Origin of the sequence: Alkalibacterium kapii (genome assembly GCF_007988865.1) — a bacterium.
GTDB lineage: Bacteria > Bacillota > Bacilli > Lactobacillales > Carnobacteriaceae_A > Alkalibacterium > Alkalibacterium kapii.
Genome location: NZ_BJUY01000002.1, coordinates 102,260 through 115,351 on the forward strand (window position 1 = coordinate 102,260; position 13,092 = coordinate 115,351).

The window sequence follows — 13,092 nt, forward strand, 5'->3', positions numbered from 1 at the left end:
AGATACTTAAAATAAAATCGTGGAAGGTGAAAATTTTATGAAAATAACAGCGACAAAACGTACAGAGACTGGAACATCCGCTTCCAAAAGAGCCAGAGAAGAAGGTATGATCCCTGCTGCTATATACGGTAGAGAGGTAGAAACAGTACCTGTCTTATTAAATGCAAAAGAACTGGAAATGACTTTACGTGAAGTTGGAGCAAACGGCGTATTCAACGTAGAAGTAGACGGAGAATCTTATCAAGTTTTCGTCAAAGAGAAAAAGAATGCTGCATTGAAACCTGAAATCTATCACGTCGATTTACTAGCCTTTGTTAAAGGTCAGAAAGTTAACATGATGATACCCGTTTACGTCAGCGGTGAAGAACAAATCAAAGAAGGTATCGTATCACAGTCTATTTCTGAGTTGGAAGTAAACGTTGCCCCTGCTGATGCACCTGCAGAGTATATCGTTGATGTCAGCGAAATGGAAATCGGCGATGCCAAGCATGTTTCTGATATTGAGATTGCTGATGATGTTGAATTATTGACAGATACTGATTTAACTGTTGTATCTGTATCAGCACCACAAATCGAAGAAGATCCAGAACCTACTTCTGAAGATGAAATGCCTGAACCAGAAGTTATCGGTGAAGACAAAGATTCAGAAGAGTAAAATTTCTGGAGTAAATATTTAATTTCACAGATGAGAAAGTCGAGAGCTTATGTTTTGACATAAGACTCTCGACTTTTTTCTACAAAAAAAGCGAAGATCAGAAGAGGTTATTACACGCATTAAAAATATTTTGTTTTGTGACGGGTATTAATCTAAAAAGACAATAGAGACAATATGTTTAGACAGTAGCCGTGATTTAATGAATTTATTTCCTGAAAAAAATTAAAAACCTCACTGGTTTATGAGTGTTCAATGGAGAAGTGGGGCGTAAACGTCTCCGTCAGATTTCAAAAGATAATTTTACTCAAAAAGGAAAAAAAAAGCAACCCTTTACATTTCATGCTCAATTCAATGCGTATCATTCGTTTTATTATAAAATATTTTTTATAATGGGAATAGACACGCAGGAGACTTTAAAATCTAAAGTGGAGGTTTTATAAATGTTAAATGAAAATAAAACAGTCGTTGGCAGTTATTCTACCCAGGAAAAAGCACTCGATGTCATCAGTCGTTTGAAGAATGAAGGGTACCCGAAGAACGATATCATTCTGTACTCTAATGAAGAACAGGCTAGTGCGATGAGCCACTATGAAGCCCACGATGTAGTGGTCGACACAGACGAAAACAGTAACACAAAAAAATACACAAATGATGAAGACCAGTCAATGTGGGACAAAATCAAAGATGCTTTTATGACAGACACTTATGATCAGAAAAAGGAAAACAAGCGTGACGATTATGATCAGACAAAAGACTTTCTTTATCCTTATAAAGAAGATATAGAAAAAGGCTATTTTGTGGTAGCTGTTGAAAATTATCGCGGAGAGCCAACGGAAAAGATTGCTGATGCAGGAAATACTTCAGCGATGCCTTCCAATGCAGGAACTACCGTAGATGACCCTGGCAATACATCAGTAGTACCTTCCGACACAGGTAAAGCTGCTCACCCAACAAAAGATAAACGAACAATTGAGAAAGAAAAGGAATTGAAAAGAGAAAATGAAACAAGAATGCGTTACAAAAAATAAACATAAAAATTAATTGACGTAACGCAAACTCTTGAATTTTCAAATAATTACGTTAACAAATTCAAATAATTATTTAAAGGAGAAGAAAATGAATAATAATGTAGACAGAGATCATGACAAATTAAATAAAACGAATTTGGAAAAAGATAAGGATAAAAATAATTTAGATGACAACGCATCTGTCAGTAACTTCAGCGGTGAGAGAGGTAAAAATCCAAACCGAAAAGACAATCCGGATGCGGTGGAAAACTTTGATGAAGAAGGAGAGCTTTTAGAAGATGAAGAAGCTACTGGAGACATTAATGATCCGCTGACTGATGGGCGTCAATTTTCTAGAGAAGATGACGATCTGGATGGCTATAAAAAATAAAACGTCATAAAATAATTTAAAAGTCTAATGCCTGGTTTAAGCTGGTATTAGACTTTTTTAAAGATATAGTTTCGCGAAAGTAGTTTGCCTCTTTTCAATTCGATCAGAAAACTGGTAAAATAAGAGCAGAATAAAATGAGAGGTGACTTATGAATTCAGTAAATCTCTCCGCTAGACTTCAAGTTGTTGCGGATTACGTTGAACACGGGGCACGACTGGCCGATATTGGTTCAGACCATGCCTATTTACCCTGCTATTTAGCACAGAATAATCGTATTGACTATGCTGTTGCCGGAGAAATAGTTAAAGGCCCTTACCTTAATGCAGTAAGTGAAGTATCCAAACTCGGTTTAAAGGAAACCATCGATGTTCGTTTAGGTGACGGGTTAGAAGTCTTAACAGCCAAAGATAACATTGATACTATTACCATAGCAGGTGTTGGAGGGCCGCTTATCGTACATATACTCGAGGAAGGCAAACAAAAAGAAAAACGATCGGGTAAGGAAACCCTCATACTACAGCCGAATATCAATGAGCGAATTGTACGGGAATATTTGATGAATGAATCTTACGTCATTGATGCTGAAACGATAGTGGAAGAAAATGCGAAACGATATGAAATCATTAAAGCAACAGCCGTAAATGACAAAGTAAATTACGATGAAAAAGATTTATTGTTCGGCCCCTTTTTGAAAAAGAAGAAGTCCCAGGTCTTTCTAGATAAATGGAAAAGTGAAGCCAAAAAGTATGAATACATTATCAGACAAATGGAAAAAGCAGATGAAAGAAATGATGAGAAAATAAATGAATCAACTGAACGATTGAATTTGATCAAGGAGATGATAAAGTGAGCCAGGTAAATGTATCAGACATCATCAGTCAAATAGAACAGTTGGCGCCGAAAGATTTGGCTGAAAGCTGGGATCCGATCGGTCTTTCTTTTGGGAGCTTAAAGCGTGATGTTAAGCGTTTACTTATCGCGCTGGATATCGATGAAAATACGATTGCTGAAGCCAAAAGGAAACAGGCTGATTTGATCATTACCCACCATCCAGCTATCTTTACTTCACAAAAAACGCTGAATGCTGAGGATAAAAGGAGAAAACAGTATATCGATTTAATTAAATCGGATATCGCTGTATATTCTGCCCATACTAATCTCGATGCAGCGGAAGGCGGCGTGAATGACTGGCTGGCTGATCGATTAGGTATGAAAGCTTCTGATCGAGAGATTTTATCCGTCAGCTTGAAACGCGAATATAAAAAATTAGCTGTTTACGTTCCTGATTATGCGGCTGAAAAAGTCCGAAAAGCTTTACATCAAGCAGGAGCCGGGGAAGTCGGTAACTATAAAGATGTTTCTTATACCCTTAGTGGTTATGGACGATTTACTCCGCAAAAAGGGGCGGATCCAGCGGAAGGTGAAATAGGAAAAGCTGAACAAATCGAGGAAGATCGTATTGAAATGATGGTCAAAGATTCAGATGTTATGAAATGTCTGTCTGCTTTAAAAGAAGCACATCCGTATGAAGAACCGGTTTACGATTTGTATATACTAAAACACTACTCCAAATCTTTTGGACTGGGACGTTCAGGCAAATTGGCTGAGCCCCTCACGACTAAAGCTCTCGCAGAAAAAGTAAAAGAACAGTTTGATGTGGATGGCGTAAGGTACGGCACGGTAGATCCGGATCGCACACATAAAAAAATTGCCGTTTTAGGAGGTTCTGGCGAAAAATATTTCAATGAAGCCTTAAATAAGGGAGTGACCCTTTATATAACCGGAGACATATCTTACCATGGTGCCCAGGATATGCTGAGAGAAGGGTTGGATTTTATTGATGGCGGTCATTATATGGAAGCGATCATTGTAGCCGAGCTTTTTGACTATCTGAATCAGTGCAGTAAAGAAAATAATTGGGATATCGAAATAATGAAAGCAGAAACACAAAAAGATGTATTTACCTATATCAAATAGAGGCGGGATAACATGTATGAAAATTTAATGGAGCGTTTTTTGAAGTATGTCAAAATAGAAACACGATCAGACAGTTCGTCAACCACCGTTCCTTCTACACAGTCACAAGTAGATTTTGCAAAAGTGCTGATGAAAGATTTAGAAGAAATCGGTATGGAAGAAATAGAATATAATGAAGACAATGGATTCGTCACAGCTACACTACCGGCCAACACCGATAAAGAATTACCCGTAATCGGCTATATCGCTCATATGGATACGGCAGACTTCAATGCAGAAAATGTCGATCCAAAGATACATGAAAACTACGATGGCGAAGAGATTCTCTTGAATGAAGAAAACAATATAAAGCTTTCCCCACAGGATTTTCCAAATATGAAAAATTATATTGGACAAACTCTGATCACAACAGACGGAATGACCTTGTTGGGTTCAGATGATAAATCCGGTATTGTTGAAATCTTTTCTGCTATGGAATATTTAATTGAAAATCCAGATATTAAGCACGGTAAAATTCGAGTAGCCTTCGGTCCGGACGAAGAAATCGGCGTTGGTGCAGACCGGTTCGATGTCGATCACTTTAATGCAGATTTTGCTTATACGATCGATGGCGGTCCTGTGGGCGAACTGCAGTACGAAAGTTTCAATGCTGCTGGAGCTAACATTTTGATTCAGGGGAAAAATGTGCATCCGGGTACTGCTAAAGGAAAAATGGTTAATGCTTTGAAACTGGCTATTGCATTTGACGAAGCTTTGCCTGATCATGAGGTACCGGAACAGACAGAAGGCCGGGAAGGGTTCTTTCATCTTCTAGGTATGACTGGAACGGTAGAGGGAGCCACAATGAATTATATTATTCGTGATCACGATAAAGAGTTATTCATAAAGCGAAAACAGCTCATGCGTGACATTGCGATAAGACTGAATGCGCCTTTTGAAGAAGAACGTGTCAAAGTAATCATGGAAGACTCTTACTATAATATGCGTGAAATCATCGAAAAAGATATGCGCGCTGTTGATCTGGCAGAACAGGCTATGAAAAACCTGGATATAAAACCGGATATCCAACCCATCAGAGGGGGAACCGACGGCTCAAAAATCTCATTTATGGGATTGCCCACACCTAATATTTTTGCCGGCGGAGAAAACTTTCATGGTAGATATGAATTCGTTTCAGTCGAAAGCATGGAAAAAGCGACTGACGTTCTTGTGGAAATAGCACGTTTGGCATTTGAATAATGTGACGAAAGGAATGGAAGTAGAAATACTTTCTTTCCTTTCTTATTTATTTCAGATGTACTCTGTAAAATAAGATCAGAAATTTATTATTTCAATGAAAAGGAGTGTTTTAAATGAGTTTGCAATTTATCTTGGGACGCTTACATACGAATAAAAAAGAGTATATCTATAGCCAACTTGTAAAGTGGTCTCAAGAAAACAGTGACAGCGAGGTCTTTTATCTCGTACCCGACCACATAAAATTTGAGTCTGAAATGAATATACTGGAATACATCAAATCACACACTTTTGACAAGTCAAGAGATTATGCTGGCATGATCAACTTACAGGTTTTCAGTTTCAGTCGCTTAGCCTGGTATTACCTTCAGGACACGGCCATTTTCAGTCATTCGCAGTTAACAGAAACTGGGCTGTCGATGCTCATCCGCAAAATATTAAGGGAAAAAGAAAAGGAATTGACACTTTTTAGAGGTGAAAGCCGACAGTCGGGGTTTGTTGACAAACTGACTACCTTATTTATGGAGATGCGAAACGGTCGTGTTGATCCGGAAGATTTAACCTCTTTATTTAATGAAAATTTTAATGATAATGAGTTCACCAGCGATTTGAAATTGAAACTCGAAGATATACAAACATTATATGAGCGTTTCATGGAAGAACTTATCGGAAAGTATATAAAGAAAGAAGATATCCTTGAAGCCTTGATCAAAGAAGTAAGAAAAAGGGACATGAGCGGCACACATATCATTATTGAACACTTCAATAGCTTTTCTGCACAAGAACAAGCACTGATTCTCGAACTCGTTGAACAAGCGCAAGACGTTAAAGTTTCTTTGGTACTAGACAAAAAACATGCAGTAGAGCCACCCGAGCTGACCGATTTCTTTTACGAAACGGGAATGACTTATTATCGTCTATACCAGCAGGCTCTTATGCGTAAACTGAAAGTTCTGCATGACATTACGTTGCATGAGACAAGTAATGAACATTGCAAAGAACTTACAATTCTTGAAGATTATTGGGTGAACAGTTTTAGCTTATCGCCTGTGTCTAAACCGTCAGCAGAAACAGATATGACTCACTGCCTTGAAATAAGAGCTGCTGAGAACAAACAAGCTGAAGTGTTGCATGCGGCAACGACTATAAAAAAACTAGTTGCTAAAGACAATTATAGATATAAAGATATTCTTGTCGTTTCCCGTATTCTTGATGATTATAAGCAAATGCTTGAAGCCACTTTTGCTGAAAATGATATCGAGCTTTTCGTGGATCAGGCTGATCACATGTCAGGACATGCACTTGTAGAAATGATACAGAGTCTATTACGCATTCATAAGCGATTCTGGCGTTATGATGACATTATGCGATTATTGAAAACCGAGTTGTTTATTCCCTTAAACCCCGATGAACAGTTGCCTAAAGACAATTTGCAGAGATTGGTATTTTTGAAAGACAAAGCTGAAGAATGGCGTGAAAGGCTGGATATTTTAGAAAACGTCATGCTGGCATATGGATATGAAGGCCGCGACTGGACTGAAGAGCGAGAGTGGATCTATGCCCGTTTTCATCTAGAAGAAATGGATGAACAGCTCGATGCTGATAAACAGATGCAGCACGTTGCCAACGCTATGAAAGATCAAGTCCGGCACATCCTGCTGCCTTTTTACGATAGGCTGTCCAGTGCAGGAACGAATCGTGAAGGCGCCCGACTATTGTATCAGTTTCTGGATAAACAAGGCATCAATGACCAGCTGCTTTACTGGCGTGATCAGGCAATCGATGAAGGTAAGCTTGAAGACGCCCGGAAACACGAACAGGTGTGGCAGACATTTATTCAACTCCTCGACGAATTTGTAGATGTCTTGGGTGATGAACCTTGGGATATGGATTCCTTTTTGTCTATTCTGGAAACAGGTTTCGAACAGGCGACTTATAGTATTGTTCCTCCGACTATCGACCAGGTCATGTTCACTAGTTTTGATAAATCACGGATCAATACCAAAAAAGTAGTGATCATCCTTGGTTTGACTGATACACATTTACCGATGAATCAGGAAAACGACTCGATATTGACGGACGAAGACAGAGAGAGCTTATCAGGGTATTTACCGCCTGACAAATATTTGGCTCCGACAACAAGCGGACGATTAGCAAGTGAACCATTTGCTGCTTATACTGCTTTTATGAATGCTTCAGAGCGACTCATTTTCAGTTATCCGATAAAAAATGATGGCTCTGGCGATAATCAGTTGAGTCCGTACATCGAAAGAATCAGTCATGATTTAAATGTACCGATCAAGCAGGTCAGGTCTGAACCTGGTCATCCGGCACAAGAAGATAAGAAAACGTTATTATCTTTTGTAGGATCACGGCGGGAGACGCTGGGGCATTTAGTCAACGTCTTAAGAGAAGGCATCGATAAAGAACAGCAGCCTTCTCTTTTCTGGGTCAAATTGTATCAGTCGCTGTTTAAAGACGCGGATACGATCGAACAGAAAATATTAAGCAGTCTTGAATACGTCAATATCCCAAAGAGACTGGACCGCGATTTGGCAGAAGCCCTTTATGGTAAAGATCTTTACTTATCTGTTTCACAACTTGAGAGCTTTTACCTTGACCCTTATAGCCACTTCTTACGGTACGGATTGAAATTAAAAGAACGAACCATTCAGGAGCTGACACCAGCTGAAACGGGCACTTTCTTTCATGATGCCTTGGACAGCATCTTTAAAACCGTTGTCAATCGCGACTTAAAGCTTAGTGAATTGACTGATAATAAGCTGAATGAACTGACTGACGAAGTGCTTCAAGGTTTATACGAGAAAAACAAATTCCGATTGCTTTCCATGTCAAATCGAATGAAGTTCATCCGTAAACAATTGAGTGATACGATCAGACAGATGATGTGGGCTATTTCCAATCAATCCAGACGGTCACGTATGTCTCCACAGAGATCAGAAGTACTGTTTGGCCGCATTGCTGCCCAGCAAGGTATACCGGGGCTTAAATTTTCTTTGAATAATGGAGGCATCTTACACGTTCGTGGAAAAATCGATCGTTTAGATACGATGGAGATGGACGATCAGCTTTATATCAGTGTGGTCGATTATAAATCGGGAGACAAGAAATTAGAATTCAGCGAGATTTATCACGGATTGATGATGCAACTATTGACGTATCTAGATACAGCTGTAGAACACTCTGAAGAATTATTCGGAAGAAAAGCGAAGCCGGCCGGTGCTTTTTATGCGCAAGTCAAGAACCCACTGCTAGATGGCCGGTCAGCGAAAAATAAAGATTGGCTGGAAGAAATGCTGAAGCAGTTCAAAATGAAAGGGATACTTTTAAATGAAGAAGACTTGCTCATGAACCTAGATAAGACACTGGATAACGGGATGTCATCATTGGTGTATCCGTTGAAGAAACTGGTAAAGGGTCAACTCAAGGGGACATTTATCACTCTTGATGATTTAAGACTGCTCTTGAAGCACCACCGAACCAAAATAAGAGAAGCAGGCAATCTGATTCTATCAGGTGAAAATCAATTGGCACCTTTCTATGAGAAAAAGGGACGCACGCCCACAACTGTAGGCGGAGAATATCATCCGATATCCCAATTTGATGTGCTTTTACCAGACAATCAGAACTATTACCGTAACCTGCCAAAAATCAAAGATCAATCCGAACTGATCGATAAGCTGAAAGCAAAATACCAGATTTTAGACCCACAAGAGGAGGACGATGAAACGTGAAAAAAATACCCAAAAAACCAGTAGATACCCAGTTTACTGACCATCAGTGGCAGGCGATCCATGATGAAGGTAAAAATCTATTGGTCTCAGCCTCAGCCGGATCGGGAAAAACGACGGTACTCGTTCAGCGTGTGATCGAAAAGATAAAAAAGCAGACAGATATCGACCAGCTTTTAGTTGTCACCTACACGAATGCTGCAGCTAGAGAGATGAAACAGCGTATACAATACGCTATCCAGAAAGAAATCAACGAAATAAAGGATCCTAAACAGAAACAACATTTGATCAGACAAATCCCTAAACTCGGGCAGGCAGATATCTCAACACTGCATTCCTTTTGTTTAAAGGTCATCAGACGTTACTACTATCTCATCGATTTCGATCCAGTGTTTCGTTTATTGACCGATGATACTGAAATCGCTCTGATGAAAGAGGATATCTGGGATGAATTGCGGGAAGAACTTTACGGTAATGAAGACAAATTATTTGAAGAGCTTGCAGCGGCATATTCAAGTGATAAAAACGATGATGGATTGACAGATCTTATCCTGTCGCTGTATGAGTTTTCCCGAGCCAACCCTGATCCATTGAAATGGCTGTCAGAACTCAGCCGGATGTATATGGTAGAAAATAACGATTTAGGACAGAGTTTTGTTTTTCAGGAACTTATCAAAGGTCAGATCACAGGCAGCTTATCAAATGTAAAAGAATTGTTGATCGATGCAATAGATATGGCTGAGGGCGAAGATGAGCTGAACAAAACACTTGAAATATTGCATGAAGATCTCTCTCATATCAGTCATTTAGAGGAACTTGTCTATAGCAACCAATTACAAGAAGCTTATACGCTCATCGATAATTTCAGCCACAGAAGATGGTATGCGCCAAATAAAAAAGATACACCAGGAATGGTAAAGGAAATAGGTAAAGACATGAAAGTGTTTCGCGATAAAGCCAAAGATTTCTATACTGCCATGGTCAATGATGTGTTTGCCTACTCACCTCTAGAGCAGCTGGAAAATATGTCGCGAGTCAGAGTACTAGTGGAAGAGATGGCTCGAGTAACGACACTTTTTTATAAACGGTACCAGACGCATAAAGCTGATCAGAAAGTTATTGACTTCAACGACTTGGAACATCTTACATTGAAAATTCTAACTGAACAGACAAAATCAGAGAATACAGCTTCTGAAGCAGCCCGGCATTACCGTCATCAATTCAAAGAAGTTATGATCGATGAATATCAGGATATCAATCAGATCCAGGAAGAAATACTCAAGTGGGTCACACAACCTGATGCAAAAAACGGAAATCAGTTCATGGTTGGTGATGTCAAGCAATCTATTTACTCCTTCAGATTGGCTGATCCGGGCTTGTTTATAGATAAGTATGAACGCTATGCATCAAAAGAAACCGGGGAACGTATTATTTTGGCCGAAAATTTCCGTTCACGCCATGACGTTCTGTCTTTTACCAACTTTGTTTTTGATCAATTGATGGATAAAGAAGTGGGGGATTTGACTTATGACGCGTCCGCAAAACTGATCAATGGTTTTACGGCATTTCCAGACTCTGCTGACTATGAGACTGAGATATTGATTTATGAATCCGAAGAAGAAGAGCCAGAAGAGGACCAGGAGGATGAACCGGAAGCTTTATCAACCAGTTTCAAAATCGATACCAAAACAAAGGGCGAACTTTATATGGTAGCCAACAAGATTTTGAAAATGCTGGCTGAAGGATATAAAATTTATGATAAGAAAGCTGGAGTCATGCGACATTTGGAGTTAAGGGATATCGTTTTGCTGACACCGACAAAGAAAGATAATTTGGATATACAAGACATTTTCAAAGGGTTGGGTATACCAACTGCTGTAAAAGATACGCAGAATTATTTCCAAACCACTGAAATAACGATCATGATGTCTATTCTTAAAATCATAGATAATCCACAGCAGGATATTCCTCTTGTTGCAGTCCTGCGCTCTCCCATTTTAGGACTCGATGAAGTTGAACTGACACGGATCAGAATTATAGACAAGCAGTCTTCTTTTTTTGATGCCCTGAAAAAATTTGCTGCCAAAGATGATTGGGAGGACATGAAAAATATTGAACTGCAGGCAAAGGTGCAGAAATTTTTGGTTAAACTTGAAAATTGGCGGAAAGAATCACGTAGACAATCATTGATCGATTTGATCTGGACGATTTTTGAAGATACAGGATTTCTGCATTATGTCGGAGGGATGAGTTCAGGAAGACAGCGTAAAGCAAACCTGCATGCTTTATACGAACGAGCAGCTGCTTATGAAAAGACTTCTTTTAAAGGTCTGTTTCAGTTTATCCGTTTTATAGAAAAAATGCAGAAAAAAGACAAGGATCTGGCAGAACCGCAGGCAATTTCCGATAACGAAAATGCAGTTCGTGTGATGACGATCCATGCCAGTAAAGGGTTGGAATTTCCAGTCGTTTTTATTTTAGATATGGCTAAACAATTCAACGTTAGAGATGCTCAAGGTGCAACCGTCTTTGATGAAGAGTACGGGGTAGGTGCCGAGTTCCGAGACCTCGACACACGTGAGAAGAAAACGACACTGCCTGAAAAAGCATTGAAATATAAAAAGAAAACCAAACTCCTATCTGAACAAATGCGTGTACTTTATGTTGCTTTGACTCGTGCAGAACAGAAATTAATATTAGTTGGCTCTTACAAGAACGAAGAAACGGCGCTGGAGCGGTGGGGTCTGGTCGGAGGACATCCCAAACACGTTCTGCCGGCAGATATGCGTCTAGGCGCACGAGGGTTTATGGACTGGATCGGCTTTAGTATCATCAGACATCAGTTGATGGATGACTTGCGCACGATCACAGTTGAAAACAAAGATATCAACCAGTACGATACTTCGTTTGCTGTCCATTTCTATTCTCAGGACGAACTTGAAGAAGCTTTATTATTACATCAAAAATCAGAAACGTCAGACTGGTATCCAAAATTAAAACAAGGAACGATCAAGGTCCAGGGAGATGATGAAATCAGGCAGGCAGTTTCTGAAGCTATCATGCTGATGAACAAACCGTATACTTATCAGATAGCCACTCAAACTACCAGCTATCAATCTGTTTCTGAAATCAAACGACTTTTTGAAGAACCTGACGATGGTCAAATGGTTAAAATCGATGTGACGAAGCCCAGACAAGTCAATCGTTATGTCCAGGACCGACTGTCTCGTCCATCATTCATTCAAGAAGATCTCAAGCCGACGCCGGCAGAAGTAGGTCAGGCGACACATCTGGTTTTACAGACGCTCGATATAAGCGATACGCCTACAAGTACATCGGTTCATTCCGTCATCGATCGTTTGGTACATGAAAATGTCTTCACTGAAGCACTTGCAGAACTGATCCGTGTAGAAGAAATTCTCAGCTTTTTCAAAACGACGTTTGGAAACTTCATCATTTCTCATTTTAAAGAAATGAAACGAGAAGTGCCCTTCTCGTTACTAATGGAAGCCAAAGACATCTTCAATGATATGGAAGAACTGGATGATCATGTATTGATTCATGGAATCATAGACGGTTACATCGAACAGGAAGAAGGCATCATCTTGTTCGACTATAAAACAGACCGTGTAGCTCATTTAGGACAGATGGCCGGGGAGGAAATGCTTAGAAAATACAGAGGACAATTGAATTTGTATAAAAAGGCATTGGAATCGATCCTAAAAAAACCTGTAAAAGAATCACATTTAGTTCTGCTTGATATCAGCGAAACTGTGCAAGTCAGCTGATGAAATCAGTTAAATAAAAAACGAGCTGTCTCTCTAAACGGAAACAGCTCGTTTTTCAATATCTAGGTAACTATAACCCCAACTCAAGCACGACAAGCAGTCTGAGTTCCTATTAAGGCTTACTATAACCCCAACTCAAGCACCATAAGCTGACTGAGTTACCATTACAACTCAAAAAGCAAAGCATTGAACGAATGATTAGACATCACGTCTAATCATACCGTTTTGATTTAAGAGCTTCTTGATTTCTACATGTATAAAACGAGTAGTAGATGAATTATATAT

The 13,092-nt window shown here is 39.4% G+C and carries 8 protein-coding genes; all 8 read left to right on the forward strand.

Features of this window, described 5'->3' with window-relative positions; all coding sequences use genetic code 11:
- Window positions 1–37: 37 nt before the first annotated feature.
- The 8 genes from AKA01nite_RS01410 to addA all read left to right on the forward strand — a co-directional run bounded on the left by AKA01nite_RS01410 (window position 38) and on the right by addA (window position 12,807).
- On the forward strand, window positions 38–655 hold the full coding sequence (locus AKA01nite_RS01410; RefSeq protein ID WP_146923062.1) for a 50S ribosomal protein L25: 618 nt from the start codon (window positions 38–40) through the stop codon (window positions 653–655).
- 440 nt (window positions 656–1,095) lie between these two features.
- Window positions 1,096–1,683: a general stress protein gene (locus AKA01nite_RS01415; protein WP_146923064.1), complete on the forward strand. Its 588-nt coding sequence runs from the start codon at window positions 1,096–1,098 to the stop codon at window positions 1,681–1,683.
- Between the two features lie 88 nt (window positions 1,684–1,771).
- Window positions 1,772–2,053, forward strand: a complete 282-nt coding sequence (locus AKA01nite_RS01420; RefSeq protein WP_146923066.1) for a hypothetical protein — start codon at window positions 1,772–1,774, stop codon at window positions 2,051–2,053.
- Between the two features lie 149 nt (window positions 2,054–2,202).
- The gene (locus AKA01nite_RS01425; RefSeq protein ID WP_146923068.1) at window positions 2,203–2,904 is read left to right on the forward strand and encodes a tRNA (adenine(22)-N(1))-methyltransferase; all 702 of its coding nucleotides are present in this window, start codon (window positions 2,203–2,205) and stop codon (window positions 2,902–2,904) included.
- On the forward strand, window positions 2,901–4,031 hold the full coding sequence (locus tag AKA01nite_RS01430; RefSeq protein WP_186805049.1) for a Nif3-like dinuclear metal center hexameric protein: 1,131 nt from the start codon (window positions 2,901–2,903) through the stop codon (window positions 4,029–4,031). Before AKA01nite_RS01425 ends, AKA01nite_RS01430 begins: the two co-directional genes overlap by 4 nt.
- A gap of 12 nt (window positions 4,032–4,043) precedes the next feature.
- Window positions 4,044–5,270, forward strand: a complete 1,227-nt coding sequence (pepT, locus tag AKA01nite_RS01435; RefSeq protein ID WP_146923072.1) for a peptidase T — start codon at window positions 4,044–4,046, stop codon at window positions 5,268–5,270.
- Window positions 5,271–5,383: 113 nt separating this feature from the next.
- Complete coding sequence (locus AKA01nite_RS01440; RefSeq protein WP_146923075.1) at window positions 5,384–9,022, forward strand: PD-(D/E)XK nuclease family protein; 3,639 nt, start codon at window positions 5,384–5,386, stop codon at window positions 9,020–9,022.
- On the forward strand, window positions 9,019–12,807 hold the full coding sequence (gene addA, locus AKA01nite_RS01445; RefSeq protein ID WP_146923077.1) for a helicase-exonuclease AddAB subunit AddA: 3,789 nt from the start codon (window positions 9,019–9,021) through the stop codon (window positions 12,805–12,807). The genes AKA01nite_RS01440 and addA overlap by 4 nt, the downstream gene beginning before the upstream one ends.
- Window positions 12,808–13,092 lie beyond the last annotated feature (285 nt).